Origin of the sequence: Pseudoxanthomonas wuyuanensis (assembly GCF_900215535.1) — a bacterium.
Lineage (GTDB): Bacteria > Pseudomonadota > Gammaproteobacteria > Xanthomonadales > Xanthomonadaceae > Pseudoxanthomonas_A > Pseudoxanthomonas_A wuyuanensis.
Window position 1 is genome coordinate 881,551 of record NZ_OCND01000001.1, and the last position, 22,100, is coordinate 903,650.

21 protein-coding genes are annotated in these 22,100 nt (G+C 61.1%); 19 read left to right on the forward strand and 2 right to left on the reverse strand.

Going from position 1 to position 22,100, the window contains the following annotated elements; all coding sequences use genetic code 11:
- Nucleotides 1-7 precede the first annotated feature (7 nt).
- The 14 genes from CRO39_RS20410 to CRO39_RS20420 all read left to right on the forward strand — a co-directional run bounded on the left by CRO39_RS20410 (nucleotide 8) and on the right by CRO39_RS20420 (nucleotide 14,361).
- Complete coding sequence (locus CRO39_RS20410) at nucleotides 8-472, forward strand: hypothetical protein (RefSeq protein WP_141400706.1); 465 nt, start codon at nucleotides 8-10, stop codon at nucleotides 470-472.
- A 253-nt stretch (nucleotides 473-725) separates the two neighbouring features.
- Entirely contained in the window at nucleotides 726-1,172 is a 447-nt protein-coding gene (locus CRO39_RS20415) for a glutaredoxin (RefSeq protein ID WP_141400707.1), read from the forward strand.
- Between the two features lie 119 nt (nucleotides 1,173-1,291).
- On the forward strand, nucleotides 1,292-5,146 hold the full coding sequence (locus tag CRO39_RS03715) for a fibronectin type III domain-containing protein (RefSeq protein WP_141400708.1): 3,855 nt from the start codon (nucleotides 1,292-1,294) through the stop codon (nucleotides 5,144-5,146).
- A 14-nt stretch (nucleotides 5,147-5,160) separates the two neighbouring features.
- On the forward strand, nucleotides 5,161-5,571 hold the full coding sequence (gene gspG, locus CRO39_RS03720) for a type II secretion system major pseudopilin GspG (protein WP_176520149.1): 411 nt from the start codon (nucleotides 5,161-5,163) through the stop codon (nucleotides 5,569-5,571).
- A 26-nt stretch (nucleotides 5,572-5,597) separates the two neighbouring features.
- On the forward strand, nucleotides 5,598-6,752 hold the full coding sequence (locus CRO39_RS03725) for a type II secretion system F family protein (RefSeq protein WP_162125682.1): 1,155 nt from the start codon (nucleotides 5,598-5,600) through the stop codon (nucleotides 6,750-6,752).
- Entirely contained in the window at nucleotides 6,752-8,437 is a 1,686-nt protein-coding gene (locus CRO39_RS03730) for a GspE/PulE family protein (protein WP_097120493.1), read from the forward strand. Before CRO39_RS03725 ends, CRO39_RS03730 begins: the two co-directional genes overlap by 1 nt.
- Nucleotides 8,438-8,441: 4 nt before the next feature.
- The gene (locus CRO39_RS03735; protein ID WP_097120494.1) at nucleotides 8,442-9,185 is read left to right on the forward strand and encodes a hypothetical protein; all 744 of its coding nucleotides are present in this window, start codon (nucleotides 8,442-8,444) and stop codon (nucleotides 9,183-9,185) included.
- 236 nt (nucleotides 9,186-9,421) lie between these two features.
- Nucleotides 9,422-9,694, forward strand: coding sequence for a hypothetical protein (locus CRO39_RS03740; RefSeq protein ID WP_097120495.1), 273 nt, complete (start codon nucleotides 9,422-9,424; stop codon nucleotides 9,692-9,694).
- Nucleotides 9,695-9,717: 23 nt separating this feature from the next.
- Nucleotides 9,718-10,221 carry a hypothetical protein gene (locus CRO39_RS03745; RefSeq protein ID WP_141400709.1) on the forward strand — a complete coding sequence of 168 codons (504 nt, stop codon included), beginning with the start codon at nucleotides 9,718-9,720 and terminating at the stop codon, nucleotides 10,219-10,221.
- Nucleotides 10,218-10,697 carry a hypothetical protein gene (locus CRO39_RS03750; RefSeq protein ID WP_097120497.1) on the forward strand — a complete coding sequence of 160 codons (480 nt, stop codon included), beginning with the start codon at nucleotides 10,218-10,220 and terminating at the stop codon, nucleotides 10,695-10,697. The genes CRO39_RS03745 and CRO39_RS03750 overlap by 4 nt, the downstream gene beginning before the upstream one ends.
- A 12-nt stretch (nucleotides 10,698-10,709) precedes the next feature.
- The gene (locus tag CRO39_RS03755) at nucleotides 10,710-13,025 is read left to right on the forward strand and encodes a cohesin domain-containing protein (RefSeq protein ID WP_097120498.1); all 2,316 of its coding nucleotides are present in this window, start codon (nucleotides 10,710-10,712) and stop codon (nucleotides 13,023-13,025) included.
- Nucleotides 13,022-13,501 carry a type II secretion system protein gene (locus CRO39_RS03760; RefSeq protein WP_097120499.1) on the forward strand — a complete coding sequence of 160 codons (480 nt, stop codon included), beginning with the start codon at nucleotides 13,022-13,024 and terminating at the stop codon, nucleotides 13,499-13,501. The genes CRO39_RS03755 and CRO39_RS03760 overlap by 4 nt, the downstream gene beginning before the upstream one ends.
- Before the next feature lie 6 nt (nucleotides 13,502-13,507).
- Nucleotides 13,508-13,894: a type II secretion system protein gene (locus CRO39_RS03765; protein WP_238394530.1), complete on the forward strand. Its 387-nt coding sequence runs from the start codon at nucleotides 13,508-13,510 to the stop codon at nucleotides 13,892-13,894.
- Nucleotides 13,891-14,361, forward strand: coding sequence for a type II secretion system protein (locus tag CRO39_RS20420; RefSeq protein WP_141400710.1), 471 nt, complete (start codon nucleotides 13,891-13,893; stop codon nucleotides 14,359-14,361). The genes CRO39_RS03765 and CRO39_RS20420 overlap by 4 nt, the downstream gene beginning before the upstream one ends.
- On the opposite strand, the gene CRO39_RS03775 is transcribed toward CRO39_RS20420, so the two are convergent.
- The gene (locus CRO39_RS03775) at nucleotides 14,358-14,963 is read right to left on the reverse strand and encodes a rhodanese-like domain-containing protein (protein WP_176520151.1); all 606 of its coding nucleotides are present in this window, start codon (nucleotides 14,961-14,963) and stop codon (nucleotides 14,358-14,360) included. The genes CRO39_RS20420 and CRO39_RS03775 overlap by 4 nt on opposite strands.
- 403 nt (nucleotides 14,964-15,366) lie before the next feature.
- On the opposite strand from CRO39_RS03775, the gene CRO39_RS20835 reads away from it, so the two are divergent.
- The 3 genes from CRO39_RS20835 to CRO39_RS20840 all read left to right on the forward strand — a co-directional run bounded on the left by CRO39_RS20835 (nucleotide 15,367) and on the right by CRO39_RS20840 (nucleotide 18,321).
- On the forward strand, nucleotides 15,367-16,056 hold the full coding sequence (locus tag CRO39_RS20835) for a hypothetical protein (RefSeq protein ID WP_176520152.1): 690 nt from the start codon (nucleotides 15,367-15,369) through the stop codon (nucleotides 16,054-16,056).
- Nucleotides 16,057-16,351: 295 nt separating this feature from the next.
- The gene (locus tag CRO39_RS03785; RefSeq protein ID WP_097120503.1) at nucleotides 16,352-17,290 is read left to right on the forward strand and encodes an alpha/beta hydrolase; all 939 of its coding nucleotides are present in this window, start codon (nucleotides 16,352-16,354) and stop codon (nucleotides 17,288-17,290) included.
- 293 nt (nucleotides 17,291-17,583) lie between these two features.
- Nucleotides 17,584-18,321, forward strand: coding sequence for an XAC0095 family protein (locus CRO39_RS20840; RefSeq protein WP_176520153.1), 738 nt, complete (start codon nucleotides 17,584-17,586; stop codon nucleotides 18,319-18,321).
- Nucleotides 18,322-18,512: 191 nt separating this feature from the next.
- Here CRO39_RS20840 and CRO39_RS03800 read toward each other — a convergent pair whose 3' ends face one another.
- Nucleotides 18,513-20,444 (reverse strand): M61 family metallopeptidase, encoded by a 1,932-nt coding sequence (locus tag CRO39_RS03800; protein WP_097120504.1) that lies wholly within the window; start codon nucleotides 20,442-20,444, stop codon nucleotides 18,513-18,515.
- Between the two features lie 147 nt (nucleotides 20,445-20,591).
- On the opposite strand from CRO39_RS03800, the gene CRO39_RS03805 reads away from it, so the two are divergent.
- Nucleotides 20,592-21,239, forward strand: a complete 648-nt coding sequence (locus CRO39_RS03805) for a helix-turn-helix transcriptional regulator (RefSeq protein ID WP_097120505.1) — start codon at nucleotides 20,592-20,594, stop codon at nucleotides 21,237-21,239.
- A gap of 342 nt (nucleotides 21,240-21,581) precedes the next feature.
- Entirely contained in the window at nucleotides 21,582-22,010 is a 429-nt protein-coding gene (locus tag CRO39_RS20425) for a hypothetical protein (protein WP_141400711.1), read from the forward strand.
- Nucleotides 22,011-22,100 lie beyond the last annotated feature (90 nt).

Genomic DNA, 22,100 nt, shown 5'->3' on the forward strand with positions numbered 1-22,100 from the left:
GAATCACATGAATGGCCTTGCTGATAAATATGGCGTTAAGAACATTAGCTTTCTCGACAGTATTCCAGATGATGAGGAGCGGGCACTTCTGTATAAGATGCTTGATGAGGCGCGCGAGTACCTGTCAGGGTTCGACTGGTGTTCTTACATAAAATCAGTTTATTTTGGCTGTGGAATTGGCGGAATATTTTCTGTTTTTATGTTTGATATCGCCAATAAAGCGAGTAATTCAGATAACTTGCTCTGGGTTGTTGTTGGCGATATCCCCCCAGCATACTTGGTGGTCGCCGATGGCCCGTCATGTGCAGACGAGGCTCTGAAAGCCTATGTAGATATAATGCAGGAATGGGTTAACTCGGTGAACATGAATCTATCAGTAGACGATAAATTTCCAGTCGATGCCCCTGCGACTGTTGAATATGCGGGAATGCTAGGTAGCCGACTTGACTACATTAGAGAAAACTTCATATAGGTTTATATCTCCGCCGCCTAAATTTTCCCCGTTTATTGGAGTGAAGAAGTAGTCGTTTCTTACTTTGCTTTGGTTGCGAGATCCTCGGCCTTTAAACGAACTGGGAAACTCGATTCGAAGCTATTATTGATTATGTCGGTATGCGATCGATGCGATATGAGCTGAGCGAAAGGTTGAGTTCGGGGCATGCTTATCAGTTATGACTGGCTTGCGGCCACGCCTCTTTGCTCATGAGTTTCTCCCGAGGAGATGTATGAATGTACTTAAGGTTTGTGCGGCGTTGGGCGTTGTCGTTGCGGCAACCGCTCTTTGGAAGTCCTATGTTTCGACTGGCGAACTCAACGAGATGGGAAGCCGACTGATCGAGAAGGTTAAAGGTAGCGACTCCACTGGATTTGCGTCCATCCCGACGCCGGATGGTGTTTCATCTCGCGGCATCGTCATCTTCGCTCCACGGAACTGCCCTTCGGATGCTGCTCGGCGCACCGAGGTGTTGGTCCAGCACTTGTCGTCAAAGGGGATTCGTTATTCCCGGACCGATTCTGCCAACTACGACAACCTGGCGTCGGCAGAAGAGGCCTCTCGTGTTATGTCGGTGATGAATGGCCCCATCCCAGTGGTCTACGTCAACGGGAAAGCCAAGGCGAATCCTACGCCGGAAGAAGTTGAGGCCGAGCATTCGCGTTCAAGCAAGGGTTGAGTCGGGGTAGGGCGGTAAGGGGTAGTGAAGCGCTGGTGGTGGAATGCCCGGCTGCGGATGGGCACGGGGTATCGGGGAATTCAGAAGGCGTCCTGGGAAGGGCGTACAGGGGTGATGGAATGGTTCGGGGCATAGGGAAGTACATCAAATCGGGCTTGGCCACGTTGGCGCTGCTTGGGATCTTTGTTGGGCCGTTGGCTGCGCAGGAGTCGGTTTGCGCGCGCGTCAAGATCGAGATCAAGCAGGAACTGACGCTGGAGCGCCAGGCGTTCGACGCCGAGATGCGCATCACCAATTCGCTGCCCGCCATACCGTTGACCCATGTCAGCGTGGACGTGAAGGTCACCGACGAGAACGGAGTGCCGGTCACCATTACGACCGACCCGAACGATCTGACCGCCAAGTTCTTTATCCGCCAGACCAAGGACGACACCAGCGGCAGCGGCCAGGTGCCTGCGTCATCGACGGCAGTGCTGAACTGGATGCTGATTCCCGCACCTGGTTCCGCCGGCGAGACGCCATTCGGCAAGCGCTATCTGGTGGGCGCCACGTTGCGCTACCAGTTCGGCACCGAAACCCACACGATGGAGTTGAACCCCGACAGCATCCTGGTCAAGCCGATGCCCTCGTTGACGCTGGACTACTTCCTGACCCGCGACATCATTGCCGACGATCCCTTTACTACCGAAATCGAGGCACCGGAACCCTATACGCTAGGTGTGCGCGTCAAGAACAGCGGCCTGGCCGCGGCCAACAAGCTGAAGATCGATTCGGCGCAGCCGCGCATCGTCGAGAACCTGCAGGGATTGCCGATCAACTTTGTGATCCTGGGCAGTTATGTGCAGGACATGCCGGCGACCAACTCGCTGCTGATCGACTTCGGCAATATCGCCCCCAACAGCAGCAAGATGGGCCGCTGGCAGATGGAGAGCAACCTCGCCGGCACCTTCGTCGATTTCAGCGCCACGTTCACCCATTCGGACGAACTGGGCGGGTCGCTGACTTCGCTGTTGCAGGGTACCAACGCGCATCTGCTGGTCCGTGATGTGCGCGTAGACTTGCCCGGCCGCGATATCGTACGCGACTTCCTGGCGGTGGATGGCGGGCTTTACAAGGTCTACGAATCCGACGGCGTCGACAGCGCGGTCACCGACCGCTCGGCTGAGGCGCAACTGGCGGTGGCCGGTAGTGCCTACCAATTGGTCATGCCGGCAACCCAAGGCTTCTTCTACGTCCGCAAGGCCGACCCGCACCGGGGCCAGATGGCCCTGTCCACCGTGGTGCGTGCCGACGCCAAGCAGATGGCGCCGGAGAATGTGTGGCTGTCCAAGACCAAGAACCGCGACACCCAGCAGTGGGACTACTGGTTCAACGTGTTCGACGTCAATTCGCCCGGTGGTTACCAGGTAGCGTTCAAGCCGCTGGATCAGGACCCCAGGCCACCGGTGCTGCAGTTCATTCCCGACCGCGTGGTCAAGGAAAATGAGCAGGTGTCGTTCCTGGTGGAAGCGTCCAGTCCCATGGGCAAGAGCGTCACGCTCTCGGCCAGCCCACTGCCTGCCGGCGCGACTTTCCAGGACCAGCGCGATGGCACCGCGGTGTTCGACTGGACGCCTGAGGAAGGGCAGGCGGGCAGCTATGTGATCAATTACGTAGCCAGCGACGGTAGCCTGAGCGGCACCCGATCGGCCAAGATCCGGGTGGAATCGATTGCGCCGCCGGCCGGTCCGGCCATCCCGCAGGTTGTCGCCCCGCTTTCGGGCGCACAGGTCGCCAGCCAGAAGCCGGCGCTGCAGGTGTTGACGGGCGAGGCCAGCAACGATCCTACCCAGTCGGTGCACTTCCAGATCTACGGCGACGTGGGCATGTCGGAACTGGTTGGCGAAGCGACCGTGCCCAAGAACCCGACCGCCGGACAGCCGACGCAGTGGCAGCCGGAGTCCGATCTTGACGACAACCGCCGCTACCACTGGCGCGCTCGTGCCATCGGTGCCGGTGGCGTCAACAGCGAATGGGTAAGCAGTACCTTCTTCGTCAACCTGTTCAACGACCCGCCGGGCAGCTTCAACTTGACATCGCCGCAAGCCGGGGCGGACGTGGCGACACTAACCCCGCAACTGTCGGCGACCAATGCCGTGGACCCGGATGGAGACGAAGTCACCTACGGCTTCGAGGTCTATACCGACACCGCGCTGACGCAGTTGCACGACAGCGTCAGCGGGCTGACCGGCGGCGAGAGCGGTTCCACGCAGTGGACGGTTGCTATCCCGCTTAGCAACCACGCCACCTACTATTGGCGCGCTATCGCCACAGATACGCATGGGGCCAGGACGCTGACGCCGGCGCGCAGCTTCCGCGTGTTCACCGGCAACCAGGCCCCGACTGCCCCGACCATTGCCAGCCCATTGCCAGGTTCGCGGGTGACCACTGAAGGCACGGCGACCTTGCAAGTCAACAACGCTGTTGACGCGGACGGCGACGCGGTGACCTACGACTTCGAAATCGATGTGGTCAATACCTTCGACTCATCTGCGCGTCAGGCATCGCCTTCGTTGCCTGAGGGGGCCGGTGGCGTCACCAGTTGGCAGGCGGTGGGGCTGGTAGAGAATCAGCACTACTACTGGCGGGTGAAAGCCAGCGATGGACACAGCCAGAGCGAGTGGGTGCAGGGTGACTTCATCCTGGATGCCCAAAACGAAGCGCCATCGGTGCCAACCCTGGCCAACCCCGGCGACCGTGCCTGGGTCAACACATTGCATCCCACCTTTACGGTCCATCCGTCCCAGGATCCGGAGGAGGACGCGCTGCTGTACGCGTTCGAGGTGTATACCGATGCGGGTATGTCCTCGCGTGTGGCCACCGGCACCAGCAGCACGCCGTCCTGGCAGTCCACCACCGCGCTGACCGACAAGACCACGCACTACTGGCGCGCCCGTGCCCGGGACGTACGCGGTGCAGCCAGCGAATGGACGCCGCTGTCCACGCTGTTCATCAGCACCGACAGCTACGTGCCACCGACCATCGCCGTCACCAGTCCGGCGACGCTGACTGATGCCAGTTCGCGCATGGCGACGATTGCCTGGAACGGCACCGATCCCAACATCGAACCGAAGATCGCCCTTTACTACGATCAGACCGGCAGCGGCTTCGCCGGTATCCGTATCGTCGACGGTCTGACTCAGGACGCCGGTACCCACAGCGGCAGCTACACCTGGAACATGTCGGGGCTGTCGTCTGGCGTGTATTACGTCTACGGCGTCATCTACGACGACAAGGGACTGTCACGCGCGTATGCGCCCGGTTCGCTGGTGATTCCGGCCAGTCCGCAGCTGGGAGGCATCCGGGTCACGGCACCGAGCGACATCCGTATCAACGAAACGCTGGGACTGGCGATGTTCACCGTCACGCTGACCCGTGCCCCAACGCATGAGGTCAAGGTGCCATTGAGTTCGAGCGACACCTCGGAAGCTACCGTGCAGCCGCAGCAGCTGACCTTCACACCGCAGAATTGGTGGTTGCCGCAGATCGCGCAAATCTCTGCGGTGAAAGACAACGTGCGCGATGGCGACCAGCCGTTCGAGATCACCGTGGGCCGCGCCAGCAGTCAAGACCCGCAGTACATGGGCGCCCTGGGCCAGAGCGTCCGCGGTACCACGGTGGATAACGGCGTCCATACCTCGACCGACAACCTCAGTGTTTCCGGATATCAGCGAGTATCGAAGACCTATATCCCTCTGCTGGGCCGCTGGACCTATCGCTATCGGATATCCATCAGCAACGACGGGCCCAAGGTGAACACCGTGACGGCCACGGTTTCGGCGGCACCGGGATTCAACGTGGTCAGCGGCACGTTGCTATTCGGCGCCATCGGCCAGAACGAATCGGCCAATAGTTTGAACGAAATCATCCTGACCTCCACCACTGATATTGGCGAGCAGGATCCTGATTTGACCTGGTCGCTGAAGGCACTGTGATGAGCACGTTAGGCATGAACAGACAACGCGGCTTTACCTTGATGGAGTTGCTGGTGGTGGTGGTCATCATCGGCCTGCTAGTGGCATTGGTGGCGCCCCGGTACTTCCAGCAGATTGGCAAGTCCGAGCGCACCGCCGCCGCCAATCAGATCGACGCCTTGCGCAAGGCCATCGACACCTACCGGATGGATGTGGGTCATTTCCCGCGTCCCGAGATTGGACTCAGCGCGCTGGTCACCAAGCCCGATGCCGAACCCCGTTGGAACGGGCCGTACCTGCAGAAAGCCGTACCGGCCGATCCGTGGGGAAATGCCTATATCTACCGTATCCCCGGGAACACGGCGGACTACGATGTCATCTCCTACGGCAAGGATGGCCGGCCGGGCGGGGATGGCGAGGATGCCGACATCGGAGTGGATGGGTAGCGATGAAGCACCGGATATTGGTGTCCGTGGGAACGGGCACCGCATGGCTGGAGATCGACGCCGATACGGCTGAGGCGGCGGAACTGCAAGCCGCCCGCCGCGGCGCGCGGGTACTGCGGGTGGAATCTGGCCACGATGTCGCGTTGAAGTCGCCGGTCCGTTATTCGCAGACGGTCTTTCTGCAGGAAGCGTTGACGCTGCTTCGCGCCGGCCTCAACGTGGTGGAGGTGCTGGAAACCCTTCATCGCAAGGAAAGCAATCCCGGCTTCCGCGATGTGCTGGCTCGCATGCTGGCGCGGCTGCGCGAGGGCGCCAGCTTTTCGGCGGCGATGGCCGATGAAGCCGAGCTATTCCCCCCGGTGCTGGTTGCCGGCGTGGCCGCCAGTGAAACGGCCGGCGGACTGGCCGCCACGCTGGAGCGCTATCTTGAGTACGACGCCCGCATCGGCCAGATCAAGCGCAAGGTGACAGCCAGTGCGATCTACCCGTTGCTGCTGCTAATCGTGGGGGGCGGCGTCATTCTGTTTCTGGTGGCGTACGTGGTGCCGAAGTTCTCCGCGATTCTGGATGGGTCCGGTCGGCAGGTGGGAGTGGGCACGCGGGTGTTGCTGCGGTGCGGCCAGTTCATCAATGAATACCCGTGGGCGCTGGTGCTGGCATTGGCCGCGATGGTCGCTGGCGGGGCTTGGCTGATTCTGCATTCCCAGGGGCGCGCCGTCTTGTTGCGGGCGGCCGCGCGGGTGCCGGTGCTCTCGGACATCCTGTGCGCCTTGGGGTTATCGCGGTTCTACCGGACGTTGTCGCTGTTGCTCGATAGCGGCATTCCGTTGCTGCCAGCGCTGGACATGGTGCGTGGAGTGTTGAATCCGTTGCAGGCCGCCGAAGTTTCGGCAGCGATGCTGCGCCTGCGCTCCGGGCAGATGCTCAGCGAATCGCTGGCCGGCACCAGCATGGTGCCGCCCATCGCCGAAAGCCTGTTGCGCGTGGGCGAACGCAGCGGTGCATTGGCAGCGATGAGCGACAAGCTGGCCGACTTCCTGGACGCCGACCTGGACCGCAAGGTGGAGACGTTCTCACGCTTGTTCGAGCCGTTGTTGATGACGCTTATCGGCGTGGTCATCGGCGCCATCGTCGTGCTGATGTACGCGCCCATCTTCGATCTGGTGGGCAACGTCGGCTGATGGATACGCTAGAGCAGACCTTGGAACTGACTGCGCAGCAGGTACGTGAGGCGCGCTTGCGCTCGGTGGCGGGCGACACCAGCTGGATGGCGCTGGTGCAGCAGGAACAGGCGCTGGCGGCGAAGGACTTCGTGGCCGCGTTGTCGCGCTTGTCCGGTATTCCGGCCATCGGTTCTGAGGCCTTGTTTGCCGCAACTCCGGACTTCGACCTGCTGAGCTATGTGGAATGCGCGCGCCGTGGCTGCATTGCGCTGCGCGAAGCCGACGACCGCCTGCTGCTGGTGCTGGCCGACCCGTACTCACGCGACACCGTCGATTTGGCGCGCTCTGCCATCCGCCGGCCCTACCAGGCCAAGCTGGCCCATCTGGACGACATCCAGTTGCTGCTGGCCAGCGCCGAGCAGGCGGTGAGGGCGACCGAACAGCAACTCGGCGACAACGCAACCGACGTCGACGGCACGGATGGCGAAGTCATCTCGCTGGAGACGATCGAATCGGACTCCAACCCGGTCATCCGGGCCGTCAGCGCCATCCTGTACGATGCATTGAAGCAGCGCGCCTCGGATATTCACCTGAAATCCACGCCGTCGGGGATGAGCGTGAAGTTCCGCCTGGACGGCGTGCTGGTCGCCATTTCCGAGATCTCGGGCGTCGATATGGCGCAGCGTTTGATCTCCCGCATCAAAGTGATTTCGATGCTGGACATTGCCGAGCGGCGCGTCCCGCAGGACGGCCGCTTCCGGGTGCGCACGGCCAAGGGGCAAGTCGACTTCCGCGTGTCCATCATGCCCAGCATCCACGGCGAGGATGCGGTACTGCGACTGCTGGACCGCAGTTCCCTGACCGGCAGCCGCGAGAACCTGCTCCAGTTGGCGGACCTCTCGCTGGACGATGGCGCCGTCACCACCTTGCGCCGGTTGGTGGCCCAACCCTACGGCATGATCCTGGTGACCGGTCCCACCGGCTCCGGCAAGACCACGACGCTCTACGCGGCGATCCAGGAAATCAACCACGGCCATGAGAACATCATCACCATCGAAGACCCGGTCGAGTACCAGCTCCCCGGCGTCTTGCAGATTCCGGTCAACGAGAAGAAAGGGCTGACGTTCGCTCGCGGATTGCGCTCCATCTTGCGCCACGATCCCGACAAGATCATGGTCGGCGAGGTGCGCGACGAAGAGACCGCGCAGATCTCGGTGCAGGCCGCGCTCACCGGCCATCTGGTGCTGACCACGGTACATGCCAACAATGTCTTCGATGTCGTCGGGCGCCTGCTGCACATGGGAGTGGACTCCTACAGCCTGGCGTCGGCGCTGGTTGGCGTATGGGCGCAACGGCTGCTGCGCCTGAACTGTCCGGAGTGCGCCCGCCCGTACCGGCCCGACGACGAACTACTGGCCCTCTCGGGCCTGACCGCCGAAGACATCGCAGGGCGGGACCTGCGCGCCGGCGTCGGCTGTTCCCACTGCCGTGGCACCGGCTACAAGGGGCGGCGGGCGGTGGCGGAGTACCTGACCATGAACGACAGGCTTCGAGAACTGGTGACCACCAAGGCGCCGGTCAGCAGTCTGCGTGCGGAGGCGGCCCGCCAGGGTGGACCCAGCCTGAGGTCGGCCGCCCTGGCGTTGTTTTTCAGCGGCCAGACCACGCTGGCCGAGATCAACCGCGTCACCTTTGCCGACTAGCGAAATGAAGTCCTGCCTGCTCTATCTCACCTCTCAGTCCTGGTTTGCGTTGGCGCGTGGCAGCCAGGACGCCCATGCGTCCGGCGCGCTCATTCCGGAAAGCGCTCAAACCCTGGCGCCCGTGGCGCAGTGGCTGCAATCGCAGGCAGCCGGAAAGACTCGCGTGGACGTTCTGATATCGGCAGCGACCGCGGGTTTCCTGACGTTGCCCTGGCTGTCCACCGCCAACACCGGTGCCGCCATCAGGAAACGGGTGCTGCACGCCTGGGAGAAGAACGGGCTGGACGGCACTGCCCACGACATCCGGATCCAATGGCCTCGTTATGGCGAGCCAATCGTCGCGGTCGCCTACCCATCGGCGTGGCTGCGGTCGGTCGAAGATCTGCTGGCAACGGCAGGCGCAACGATTGGCACGGTCACCTGCAGCGCGGTGGCCATTGCCGAACGCTACGCAGCGCGGATGCCGCGCGGGACATCGCTGTTGGTCATCGAGGAAGAGGACGCGGTGGTGGGCCTGCACCTGCAGGACGGCACGCTCACCGACGTCGAGGTGCTGTCGCCGCAAGGCGAGGGCCTGGACGAGGTGCCTGTTTGGTTGCACCGCAAACAGATGGACTTTCCTGATGCCGGGCAGGTGCGTTGGTTCCTGCCCAGCCAGTTCCATCGATCCGAGCACGCGACGGCGCTGCTGGCGCTTCCCGATTCCCCTCACCCCTACGGCGTGGCCCTGCTGGGAGCCGTGGCATGAGCTGGGCAGGGGGCAGCGGTCTGCACTTCCGGCCACCCAAGCGGGGGAAACGGCTGGTATGGGCCGCCGCCGCACTGGCCGTGTCGGCGGCCCTGGTATGGGGACAGCGTTCGGTCGATAACAGCATCCAACGACAACAGGCCGCTGCGCGACCTTCGCCTGTTCCTGCGGCCGCTCCCGGGCCTGCTCGAAAGTCCCCGCGCGAACCGAGTCTCAATGAGGCCGGACTCGCGCAGATGATCCAGCAACTGGCGTTGATCAATCGGGATTGGAACGGCCTGCTGGCAAGCCTGGTGCCGGCCGATGCCGATATCCGCTTGCTGACGCTGGACGTCGACCCTGTCACCGGCAGTGTGCGGGTATCCGCCAGTGCCGCGACCGCTGCGCAGGCCAACGACTACACCGCACTGTTGCAGCAGCGCGGACAGTTGCGGCAGGTCAAGCTGATGGCGCTCGATGGCCAACCGCAACAGACGATCTTCGAGGTGAGTGCACAGTGGGCGCCATAGACTTCCGCCGCCTGACATGGGCCGTGAATCGCTGGTTCCTGATGCGAGGGAAGCTGGCCTGGCTGATCAGCGCCGTGTGGCTGGTATTGACGACCCAGGTGCTGCTGTTGGCGATGTCGTTGTTGCGGCTTGCGTCGATTGACCAGGAACAAGGGGTCGCGGCCATCGTTGCTGCCGTTGACGTCGCGCCGCCAACCGACGAGCCATTTCCCGCGTTCTCGGAGCGATTTGCGCTGACCGCACAAGCGTTGTCAAAGCTGAAAGCCGGAGAGATCGCCCCGGGCAAGATCAAGTTTGCGTATGACCCGATTCAGGACAGCCGTGTGATTCGCCAGACGGCCACTGTTGCAATGAACGCCAACTGGCAGGAGCTTGGGCCGATGCTGGATAGCGCGCAGGCCATCGGCCGCACCGCCTATCTGTCCCGGCTGCGCTTGGCGCGCGAGGATGCAGGCCAATCCGAGCTGAAAGCCGAAATCCAGGTCACTATCGCCTATCGCGACGTTGAAGAGGCGGGGGCGCAATGAAGGGAGCCACGCGCGCCAAGCTCTATGCGCTGGCGGTGATCTCGCTGGTCACCGCGCTATGGCTGCGGCCGGCTCCCTCCGAACCGAATGCGGAGACTGTGTCGGTGGTGGCTGCGGTTAATCGTCCCCAGCCGGTGGCGCCAGTGTTGCCGTCATTGGTCGAACGCGGCGGACAAGCCATGCCGCGCGACCTGTTTACCGCGCCCGCACCGCCACCCCCGCCTGCTGTTGTGGAGGCGCCGTCCGCGCCGCCGCCACCGCCGGCGGAAGTCCTCATCCTGGGCTGGATGCTCACCGATGCGGTGCCCTATGTCTTCGTCGAATGGGAGAAGGAGAGCTACACCTTGCAACCGAACGAGGTGGTGGCCGATCTCTACCGCTTCGAAGGAATCTCTGAAGGATTCGCCCAGTTCACCTTCCTGCTGGATGGCACCACCCGCCAGTACCCGGTGAGCAGCGTCACGATGTCTGAATAGGAATGATGTTCGATGTACAGCAAGGTTAGCCCCGGAACACTGACGCGCCGCATTGCGCTATTCGCACTGCTGACCATTCTGGCCGCCTGTGCCTCGCAGGGCCATTACCGGGCGGCCGACAAGCTGTTCGAAGCCGGCGACTACGTCAATGCCGTCCAACGATACCAAGCGGCATCGGAAGGTTCGCCGGACAACATCCGATACCGGCAGCACTACTTGCGCAAGCGCGGCGAAGCCTTGTCTGCACTAGCAACGCAAGCAGAGCAGCACTTGGCCGCTGGCGACCTGGCCAAGGCCGAAGGGGCCTACCAGGCCGCACAGCAGATCGATCCCGGCAATCCCTTGATCCAGGACCGGAAGACCGCATTGAACATGCGGCGTCGCCATGATGAGCAGGCGACGAAGATCGACGAGATGATCGGCGCGGGCAACTTCGCCGAAGCGCAGCGAATGGCTTCGCTGGTGTTGACAGAGGACCCGCGCCACCCGCGGGCGCTCAATTCGATGGAGCGCATTCGCGCCGCGACCTTCCAGCGCAAACTCGACGAAGGACTGGATGATCGCTTCCGCAAGCCGGTGACCTTGGAGTTCAAGGACGTGCCGGCCAAAGTGGTGTTCGAGGTGCTGTCCAAGGCATCCGGCATCAACTTTGTCTACGACCAGGAGATCCGGCCTGACCTGAAGGTCTCGGTGTTCCTGCGCGAGACGCCGCTGGACGAAGCCATACGGATGATCGGGCTTTCCACGCAGTTGGAAACCCGGATACTGAATGCCAACTCGATGCTGGTGTACCCCAGCACGCCGCAGAAGATCAGCGACTACCGCCAGCTCAGCGTGCGCAGCTTCTTTCTTTCCAACGGCGATGCCAAAGCCGTGGCCGAGAGCCTGAAGTCCATCCTGAAGACCGAAAGCATCGTAGTGGACGAGAAGTTGAACATGATCGTCATGCGCGACAGCCCCGAGGCGATCGGGCTTGCCGAAAAGCTGGTAGCGCTGCATGACATCGGCGACCCGGAAGTCATGCTGGACGTGGAGATTCTTGAGGTGAAGCGGACCGCGCTGCTGGACGCGGGCTTGAACCTTCCCAAGGAGATTGGCCTGTCCATCAAAGGTGCCGACCAGTCTGGCGATTGGCTCAACGTCGATCAGCTCAGGGCGCTCAACTCCAGCAGCGTGCTGGCCAACATTCCCAATGCCAGCATCCGCCTGACCGATGACCGCTCCGATGCAAAGATCCTCGCCAATCCCAAGATCCGGGTTCAAAGCCGGCAGAAGGCCAAGATCCTGATTGGCGACAAGGTCCCGGTGATTACCTCCACCTCGACCTCGACGGGGTTTGTGTCGGAAACGGTCAACTATGTCGACGTCGGCCTGAAGCTGGAAGTCGAACCCAATGTATTCGCTTCGGACGAAGTGTCCATCAAAATCAACCTTGAGGTCAGCAGCCTGGTACGGGAAATCACCACCCAGTCCGGAACGCTGTCCTATCAGATTGGCACGCGCAATGCCGAAACCACGCTCAGGCTTCGCGACGGCGAGACGCAGGTGCTGGCCGGCCTGATCAACAAGGAGGATCGCAAGACGGCAAGCGGGTTGCCCTGGATATCCCGCTTTCCGGTACTGAGCCGCATCTTTGGTACGCGCAAGTCCGATCAGCAGGATACCGAGATCGTGCTGTCGATCACGCCACGCCTGGTCCGTGGCATCGCACGCCCAGGGCTGGGCGAGCTGCAGTTTGAGAGCGGCACCGCCACTCGCTTGGGCGGCGTATCGGATATGCGGCCGGCCGAGCTGCCGCAAGCCTCCGAGAGCGCGGCGCCTGCCTCTGGCGTGGCTGCAGACGTGGCCGCCGATGTGCCGGTAGTCAGTCCGGTCATCACGCCCATCGCCGAGCCGAACGTCAGCCAGACGCCCTTGCCTGCATCGTCGCAGGTGGTTCTGGGCTGGCAGCTTCCTGCCGAAGTCAAAGCGGGAGAACAGTTCACCGCGCTACTCAATATCAGCTCGACGCAGCCGATCGACCAGGTGCCGGTAATGCTCGGTTTCGATCCGCAGATACTGCAGGTGGTCAGCGTGGAGGAGGGGCAGTACATGAACCAGGGCGGGGGGCAGAGCAGTCTGACCAAGCAGGTCAACCTGAGCGATGGCAAGATCGTCGCGGCCGTCGTCCGGCAGGGCAGTGCGGTGTCTGGGCAAGGTACTTTGTTGCAGGTGACGTTCAAAGCGCTGGCAGCTTCGTCCAAGACCGACTTGGAGATCCTCTCGGCGCAAACCAACCCAGCCACCGGACAGGTACGCACGTCGACTGGCAGCCTGAGTATCCGATGAGAGCCAACGCGTCCCGTGGCTTCAGCTTCATTGAACTGTTGGCCAGCCTGGCCATCATCGCCACGTTGCTGGCCATTGCCGTTCCGGTGGCCCAAAGCGTCGTCAAGCGTAAGCAGGAGGCTGAACTACGATTGGCCTTGGGCCAGATCCGTGGCGCTATCGATCAGTACAAGCGTGCCGTCGATGCCGGCCGGATCGCCACCAAGAGCGGGGCGACGGGGTATCCCCCCGATCTTGCCGTACTGGCGTCCGGTGTGGACGATGTCAGCAGTCCGTCTGGGGCAAAAATCTATTTCCTGCGCAGGGTGCCGGCCGATCCTTTTTCCGAAAGCAAAACCTCCGCCCCGGAGGAGACCTGGGGATTGAGGAGCTACGCCAGTCCACCTGACGATCCGCAGGCAGGGGAGGACGTCTTCGACGTCTACAGCACCTCAACCGAAAATGGACTGAACGATGTGCCCTACCGTGAATGGTGAGTCGACGTGAGCCGCCGGATGTCTCGGGGCTTCAGCCTCATCGAGCTGATCGTGGTCGTTGCGATCATCGCGCTGCTGCTGGTGGTGGCCCTGCCGCGCTACCAATCGTCGCTTGACCGGGCCGAGTTCGTTGCGTTGTCGTCCAGCTTACGGACCATGCGCGAGAGCATTGACCGATTTCATGAGGACAAGGGGCGCTACCCACAGAACCTCGAAGAGCTGGTGGAGGAAAAGTACCTTCGCGAGATCCCGCTGGATCCGATTACCGACAGCAAGACGACCTGGCTGCCAATGGAAGACACAAGCGAGGGTAGGGGAGGGATGAGCGACGTGCGCAGTGGCGCCAAAGGCGTCGCCCTGAATGGCGTGTCATACACCAACTTGGCGCCATGAACCGTCAGCAAGGCTATGCTTATCTCTACGTACTGTTTTTGATTGCCCTGCTTTCAATCAGCGTGACGGCGGTGGCTACGGTGCAGTTCTATGAGACGCGACGACAGGAGGAGCAGGAGCTTTTACGGATCGGCCGAGAGGTCCGAGCGGCACTTCTCAGCTATCGCATGGCGGGCCCGGAGCGTGCGTTTCCGCGTTCCATGCAGGATCTTCTGTTGGACCAACGGGGGCCTGTCATCAGACGCCATCTGCGCCGCAACTATGTCGATCCGATCACGCGCCAGCAGGAATGGGGACTCGTTACCCAGGGCGACCAGATCGTCGGCGTGTACTCGCTATCGCTGAAAGAACCGCTGAAGCAGGCCGGGTTCGACCCGGAAGAAGCGGAGTTCGAAAGCGCCAGCCACTATTCGGACTGGAAGTTCCTGGCGGTGACGGTCGATCAACCTTCCGTGCAGGGCCGTTAAAGGGAGCTGCAGGTGTTGCTGTGGCCGGGGCCTTCCAGCCGCTTCTGATCCTGGGCGATGTGCGTACTGATTAGGCTCTGCAATCGACCGGCGTCACCAATCCAGTACAAGGCGGTTCGGCCGCCCGGCTTCCGCGAGAGCTGTTTCTGAATCTGCGGCAGCAGAGCGGGAGAGCTCGCCAACACAATCAGCCGCTTGCCCGGTTTACGGGCTTGGGATTGGATGGACTTCAACACCGGGTTGAACTCCGCTGACAGCGCCAGTACCTGACCTTCATTGGCCAACAGCGCCGAGGATACATCTGCATCGCTCAGCCGACTGACTTCTGCCGCCCGGGCGGGCGCATGCAACTGGGACCACGACGCCAGACCGCCATCTATCACTTGGAACTGCGTGAGCCCGTAGCGCGCCAGGCGCTCGCAAAGCAGTTGCGCGTCCTGCGGCAGTTTGCCGCCATCGTAAACGACGGCCTTCTTGGAACCCTGGTTCATCAGCGCCGTCATCGGTTGGTTGTCGGCCCCAGGAATATGGAAGGCGGCGTACTGATCCCGCGGGCGAAGATCGATTACCCGGGCATCCTTGCTGGCAGTTGCTGCGTCCACCAGACAGGTTCTGGCAACGGCCGAATCCGACGTCAACACGGGCTTCGCCAGGGGAACTGGCGCCGCCGCCCCCAGCATGCAAACCGGAAGCGCTGTACCCGCACGAGCAGTCGTGGAATCGGATTGGGCCGAAGCATGGCCAGTTGCCATGATCGCAAGCCCCAACAACCATCGAATGTTTGAAGCCATCCCTGTTGCCCCTAATCCCCCGTCGCTATCTCCTATGTTAAACCGATTCTTGAGAAAATGGGTTTGATGCCAGGGCTGCCGGAGCGGGCAGAACGCCCTTATCTAAAGAGACCTGGCGCGGTCCAGGCTGCGCTGGTTATCTATAGCTGACCCTCCCTAATACCCGGCGCTATCATCCACACAAAGGACGCCCAAGGGGAATGATTTGGATGAAATGAGAACAGATGCTTCCGTGACGTCGGCGGCGCGGCCTGATTCACTCACGTTCGCATGGCTGTATCAGCGCGTGCAGAGTTACGTAGTCGAAAGCCATCAGCCGAATGCATCCAAGCTGGAGAAGTGGTCCTTCTGGTTCGGCCTAGGAATGGCGGGTATCGGCCTCGGCGCCGATGCGCTCACTCGCTGGGTTCCGCCCACGGTGGTGACTCCGGTGGCGGTGGTTTGCCTCATCGCGGAGTTGGTTGGCCTCACAGTATCTGTAGGGTTGATGATCAGACGAGAACTACCGCAGTTCGTGCGACCACGAGAATCCCATGCAGTCGCGCTGGATGTGGATTTCGCCAAGTGGTGGGATGTGGTTGCCGACCTGCGCCGTTTCCCACGTCGGGAGCGGGAAGCGCGGCTACGTTTCGTCACCACCCTGCGGTATAGCATGAGCGAGCGGATGGGTCTGCTGCTGGGAGGCATCCAGCGTTTGGGGATACTCCCGCTTCTGGTCGCGCTTTACCTGCAGTTCCGCAACTGGGAGTGGGGCGATTGGACCAGCGCGTTCGACGTCAATCTAGTGGCGGGACTTCTCATCTGGACAATGCTACTTCTATACGCTGGCGGTTGGTTCCTGGTCGGCTTACGTTTTCAGCTCGATGCTTATGTGAGTTTGCTGGAGAGTTCCCTAGAGGACTAACCCCTGAGTGGACGAAGCCGGGATTCCATCGGCGTCGCCAATCGTCCGAGGAGTACTTCGAAACGAACGTGAGCTCAGGCGCGCTTCCAGGAAGCGTCCGACAAGACTAGAGACCGCCGGTAGTTGGGGTCGACATCGCGGCGGAGGATTAGGGAAGGTTATCGGGGGTAGGACAGGCCGTGGCCGACCTGATGCGGACATTCGATCTTGCGGTTGGTTGCCTACCGACCAGGGGCAGCCTAAGCTGCTGGGCAATCCTCGAAGCCACGGCCCGGCGCGGCACAGGAAGAAGCAAATGCACACCGTCCGTCTTCTCGCCTTGACGGTCACTTGTCTACTGGCCCTTTCCTGTGCGGGGGCTTCGATTGCGGCGGACTACCCACAAGAAGTGCCGTTATGGCCTGAGGACTCGCAAGTCCTGCAGGACGGAATCAGAGAGCTCGCCAACGAAAAATGGGCTCTCACCCGTCCGACATTCCTGCTCTATTCCCCGCAGGTCCGTTCGACGCGGTCCGCTGTCCTCGTTTTCCCTGGAGGCGGCTACAAGGCACTGGCGATCGGCCCGAACAGCACGATCGGACCCAATGGGTCCGATGTCTGCCGGTGGCTGACAGACTCCGGGATCACTTGTATCCTGGTGAAGTACCGCGTTCCCAATACCGGCTGCAACTGGAACAAGGAAGCCAGGAGGCACGACACGCCTGAAGTGCCGATGGCATTGCAGGATGCGCAAAGGGCTATCTCTCTGGTCCGGTTCAAAGCGGCCGAATACAGCATCGATCCAGACAGGATCGGCGTCATGGGGTTTTCTGCCGGAGGCAATCTTGCGGTCCTATCCAGCACGGCATTCCACTCGCGTTCCTATGAGCCGGTTGACGAAGTTGACCAGGTCAGCAGTCGTCCCGATTTCGCAATCCCGGTTTATCCGGGGCACATGACGATGGAACACAAGAACAAAACGCCCAGAGCCATCGCAGCCCAGGAACTCAACACCGACATCGTCATTTCAAAGGATGTGCCTCCGACGCTGCTGATACACGCCAAGGACGACCCCGTCGATCCGGTTCACTATTCTGTGGTGTATGAGCGAGAGCTGAGGAAGGCAGGCGTCGACGTGGAGCTCATCGTCTATGAAACCGGCGGGCATGCCTTCGGGGTCCGGAAGCAGGGCAAGGATGCCGACCGATGGACGGAAGACGCTCTCCGGTGGCTACGGGAGGGCAGGATTCCCTGACTCTCTGGTGCAGTGTCCCGCAAATTCCTTGATGGTTGACAACCGCGATTCTTCAGGTGCAAGCTTCGGAACAAGGAGCGTCGAAACTCCTCACAGAGCGGTACCCACCTCCGTCAAACCGGTGGGTTTTTTGTGCCTGTTTTCCACAGGCGCAACCGACGCGATGCCTGCGTCGGGAGGGCGGCTAATACAACACCCGCAAGGGGAATATGCCCGCCGGCTCTGTGCGGTTTCGAACCTCCCGACTTCCCGTCCGCCGTGGGCGGGTCACTTAATGGAATAAGGAGGCAACGATGTCGAAGCATGAATCAAACGATTTGAGCACGCCCGGCTATTTCCTGCCGGAAGACAGCCAGTTCCGGCTGAAGAAGCTACGCGATTACACGGAGTTCCTGTCCCGGCTGGCGCAGCCGCGCACGTCGGACGAGACCAACGAAAGCACGCCCGACGTGCGGGTAGGAGAGATTGCGATCTGCCTGGAGTTGCTGTCAGAGCAGGTTGACCTGGTGTTGGAAGAGCTGTCGAGGCCCGCGGAGCGGAAGGCGAGGGCGGTTAAGGCGGATGCGGATGCGGGTACGGATGCCGATGCCGATGCGGAGGAAGAGGAAGAGGAAGAGGAAGAGGACGAAGAGGACGAAGACGAGGACGAGGACGATGCGCCCGAGAAGATGCAGGAAATTTCCGTCGCGGTCGCCGAACGCTATTCCTTTGGCGTCACCCTGGCTCAGATTGATTCACTGGACCTTCTGACTCAGACCATCTCCGCGCACGGCGACGTGGTGGCCGGCAGCCACGAAGCCGAGTTCGCCGACCACACGCTGCCGCGGATAGGGCAGGCCATCTATGACGGCGTGGAAGCCGTACGCGCCATCCTGGACCAGGTGGAAGACCAACCGCTTGGGCCGTCGCGGCGTCCGCTAAACCGCGTGGGCGAAACGCGGGCTGTGTACGACACAGGGTTTGCGGGTGCGACCGCAAGGCCGGGGGCGCAGCTCGGCTTTGGTGATGATCTGAACAGGACGCTGCAGTAGGGAGCTTGTTGTGTTCCGCCGTCGGCCCGGCTTGCCCGGGCCGACGCTTCGGTTGAAACACCAATACGAGATCAAACGTAAGCCGAATGTCCGCTTCTGGCCGGACGCAAGCCCGGAAGCTCTAGTTACGCTTGCTCGTTGGCCGACATAGGTGCTCCCACAATAGCGTCATTTGAATGAAAGCTCGGCATCTAGGGTGATCGTGACTTCAAGAGTTGCGTCAGTCGGTCAGGGCGGCCGCCAATCCTGCGCAAATGCGGATAGCGCGGGCCTCCGTCATAGTCGATCTCCAGGTCGGATCGATAAGCGTCAATGCTCATCCGAAAAAAGATGGGGTTATCGGCGCTTTTCTCGATCGCGCTCAGCAGCGCTTCGCCAGAGAACGCTTCGCCATTGATCGCCTCCAGCACCGCCCCCGGGCCGATGCCCGCACGGTAAGCCGGGCCGTCCCACATGACCGACTGCACCCGTCCCCGCGTGTCGACCACCATGCCAAGGGAGTGACGCACGTCGTAGCCCCCCATTTCTGCTTCGTATTGCAGGAAGGTGGATGTGGGCTTGTCATCATAGACAAGCTCCCAGCCCGCACGATCCAGACCGCCCAGTACCAGCGGCAAGTGCGTATCGAGTCGCTCGTTGAGATGCTTCGACCAGTCAATGGGCAGAAGCCTGTGCAAGGCGGCACAGAGATCACCGAACGTATAGGTATGCGGACCTGGCCCGATGTCGGCGGAGTAGAACGCGGCAGCCAGGTCGTCCAGACCATACTGGTCGTCGGAACCCTCGCGAAGCATCATATCGAGCTCCAGCCAGAGCAGGACTCCCTCTGTGTAGTAGTCCTTACGACGCTGCCATTCCGGCCATACGGCAGCGCGGCTCGACAAGTAGACGGGGTCGTTCGTAGTGTCTCGCAGCGTCTTCCACGCTCGGCCATTCATCGCTTGGACGTTGGCCGCGTCCAATGCAAGCTTGTCCAGCGTCTCCTGGTGGCTGCGAAGGCCGCTTCTGGCCGCCAGTACTCGCCCCCAGAACTCGGTCTGACCTTCGTAGCTCCACAGCATTCCGTTGCGTATCGGTGTGTTCGGTGTGGGCGTCCATTGTCCGGTCGGCACACGGAAGCGCCCATTCCATGCATGCACATGCTCGTGGACGATCAGATCGAGGTTGTTGAGCTGGCTGGAGCGATCACGGAAGTAATCCGCAGGGAGATAGATCTCCGCAGAGTCAGCGTGCTCGACGCCTCCAGGAGGAAATGCATCGCTCAGGATCACCATGGCCTGGAACCTTCTATAGGGCGCCCGACCAAACACAGCATGGGTTTCTCGCATCATGCGCCGCATGTCGGTCACGTCTCGATTCTGGAGATCGGGTGCTTCTTCGCTGTCCGACAAGAGACTCAGCCGGAAGGCGGGCTGTCCGGGCAGGCCCAAGTCGTGAGAGTGGATGTATCTCGCGGCTATCACCGGGGCGTCCAACAACGCGTCCAGCGTCGTGGCAGCGAACCGCACTGATTCATCTGAGGTCTCTTCGGCATGCAATGAAGAAACAGTGTGCAGGCCGCTCGGGAGACGGACACCTGCCTGGATGGGGATGTTTCTCGCGTACCAGCCAGCGGGGTAGAGCAGTAGCCTTTGCCATTGCACCGCAACCAGGTCCGGACGCAGGAACGCTTCGCCTGCCCGTACTACGTACTGGAACTCGACCGTGATGTCATCAACGCCTTCAGGTACATCGACATGAAAGGCGTGCATCTCAAGCTCATCTCTCTGCCACTCCAAGCGCTGCGAGCCGGCGAACGCCACCAGTCCGGTCAAACTTGCCGCAGATATGGTGGGCGCGTGGCTGGATGCTTCCCACTCTGGATACAACAAGGTCGTTTTACCCGGCACCTGCACGGGGATGGTTTCCCGGACATAGAAAACCCTGCGCACGACATCGCGAGCGTCAACCTCGAGTCGTATCGTGCCGTCGAACCTCCGGTCTTGCGGTGCTGCAATGTCCGGCTGCTGCAGGTCCTGCCGCGAATGACAGCTGGCCGAGGTCGGCACGCCCAACGCGGCCACTGCGCCAAGGATCAGAGCCAGCCAACTCGAGATAACGCCAAGACCTTTTTTGCTCGCCACACAATGCCTTCTGTTGCCGCGCCGAACGTCCGGTCGCAGCTAGGCTAGATCCGGTCTAGACATTTTGTCAACTATAGATAATTTGAACAAGCCTACTTGATCAAGCTACGCTGCAAGCTTCCAACACGGCTGCCGCCACGTCCCGACATGCCCAATCGTCCCAGCCCTGCCGCCTCTCTTGCGCCGCATTTCCCCGTTGCCGACGCGATAGCGGCGCTGTTTCGGCCTCACGTTGAAGTGGTCGTCCATGACCTTCTAACGATGAAGATCGCCCATATCGCCAATCCAATCTCCAAGCGCAAAGTGGGCGATAGTTCCAGCGGTGATCGCTTTCCGGATGAGGCACTGGTGCAGCATGTGATCGGTCCCTATCGCAAGACCAACACCGATGGCCGCAACATGCGGTGCATCACGGCGGTGCTGCGCGATGAGAAAGGTAATCCACATGGCATGCTTTGTGTCAACTTCGATGTGACCATGCTGGAGCGCGTCCGGGACAGTCTCGAGACGCTGGCGTTTCTTCCCCCGTCACCCGAGCCAGAACGCTTCTTTCATGACAACTGGCGGCAAGTCCTGGAACAGATCGTCAGCAATCACGAAACAGGTTTGGGGATGTCCGCCCGAGCACTGGACGCCACTGGACGTCGTGAACTGATTGCCCGGCTGCATGAGGCCAGAATCTTGGACATCCGCAATGCTGCACCCGCAGTGGCCAGCAGGATGGGCATCTCCCGCGCCTTGCTTTACAAGTATCTAAAAGAGGTTCGAAAACTGGATTCGGCTTCGGACAACTAACCCACCTTCGGTGAGGCCAGAAACGGCTGTTGGCGCTTGACTTCGGCAATGTGCTCTTGGGATCCAAGGGGCCGCTCCTGGTCCAAGCTCAACGAGCGTCGCGCGGGAATTACTGAAGGCATATTCGCTAAGGGACTTGGTATAGATCACCCTCAATGGTTTTGGACTCGGAAGGGCGGATTTGACATGAAGGCTATCGACGAGCAAGCAGATGCCTCTGTCGAAAGCATGTGCCGGGAATCAGCACGGACGGGCGTTACCTGCGGTCCATGATCTCAGCATCCACCAACACGCATCCTGCTTCAGTCGACCTTAGTATGTAGCGCCTAAAGAGGAAGTTAGATGAAGATCTATTTGCTGACTTGTTTTGCGCTTATGGTAGCGTGTTCACAACCGCCACCGACCTCTTCGTCAAGCACTTCGATAGTTCCAAGCCCGCAATGCTCGGTTTTCGGAGACGTCGAACTGACAGAGGTGTCGGCCCCTGACCGTGCGATTTTCAACGCAGCATCCGCCGACTACTGCGCCGTCCTGGCTGGCCAGCATCCGGTACACGCCAAGCTCGATACTTCTTTCAGAAGATCCCATAACGGGTCCACGGCACGCTACATCGGTGAGGGTTATAGCTTGCTGGAAGTACGTGATGTACGGTTCATTGGCGGCGTTCCGGTAGGTGTTTTTGGCCCTGTGCTTAAGTTTGATGACCAGATATCGGAAGATGGCCTGGAAATATCACAGCTACGACTAGTTAGCACGCCGGTCCAGCACTGATTGTAGTAGCTGCTCGTGTCCATAGGGTGACCTCGAGGGCTTCGTGGTGCTTGTCATAAGTTCCTGATGGCGGCAACAGCGCGGAGGATT

Coding starts and splice junctions, on each gene's coding strand:
- CRO39_RS20415 (WP_141400707.1), top strand. CDS start 726: ATGAATGTACTTAAGGTTTGTGCGGCGTTGGGCGTTGTCGTTGCGGCA.
- CRO39_RS03755 (WP_097120498.1), top strand. CDS start 10,710: ATGTACAGCAAGGTTAGCCCCGGAACACTGACGCGCCGCATTGCGCTA.
- CRO39_RS03715 (WP_141400708.1), top strand. CDS start 1,292: ATGGTTCGGGGCATAGGGAAGTACATCAAATCGGGCTTGGCCACGTTG.
- CRO39_RS03785 (WP_097120503.1), top strand. CDS start 16,352: ATGCACACCGTCCGTCTTCTCGCCTTGACGGTCACTTGTCTACTGGCC.
- CRO39_RS03750 (WP_097120497.1), top strand. CDS start 10,218: ATGAAGGGAGCCACGCGCGCCAAGCTCTATGCGCTGGCGGTGATCTCG.
- CRO39_RS03740 (WP_097120495.1), top strand. CDS start 9,422: ATGATCCAGCAACTGGCGTTGATCAATCGGGATTGGAACGGCCTGCTG.
- CRO39_RS20425 (WP_141400711.1), top strand. CDS start 21,582: ATGAAGATCTATTTGCTGACTTGTTTTGCGCTTATGGTAGCGTGTTCA.
- CRO39_RS03735 (WP_097120494.1), top strand. CDS start 8,442: ATGAAGTCCTGCCTGCTCTATCTCACCTCTCAGTCCTGGTTTGCGTTG.
- CRO39_RS03730 (WP_097120493.1), top strand. CDS start 6,752: ATGGATACGCTAGAGCAGACCTTGGAACTGACTGCGCAGCAGGTACGT.
- CRO39_RS20410 (WP_141400706.1), top strand. CDS start 8: ATGAATGGCCTTGCTGATAAATATGGCGTTAAGAACATTAGCTTTCTC.
- CRO39_RS20840 (WP_176520153.1), top strand. CDS start 17,584: ATGTCGAAGCATGAATCAAACGATTTGAGCACGCCCGGCTATTTCCTG.
- gspG (WP_176520149.1), top strand. CDS start 5,161: ATGAACAGACAACGCGGCTTTACCTTGATGGAGTTGCTGGTGGTGGTG.
- CRO39_RS20835 (WP_176520152.1), top strand. CDS start 15,367: ATGAGAACAGATGCTTCCGTGACGTCGGCGGCGCGGCCTGATTCACTC.
- CRO39_RS03760 (WP_097120499.1), top strand. CDS start 13,022: ATGAGAGCCAACGCGTCCCGTGGCTTCAGCTTCATTGAACTGTTGGCC.
- CRO39_RS20420 (WP_141400710.1), top strand. CDS start 13,891: ATGAACCGTCAGCAAGGCTATGCTTATCTCTACGTACTGTTTTTGATT.
- CRO39_RS03805 (WP_097120505.1), top strand. CDS start 20,592: ATGCCCAATCGTCCCAGCCCTGCCGCCTCTCTTGCGCCGCATTTCCCC.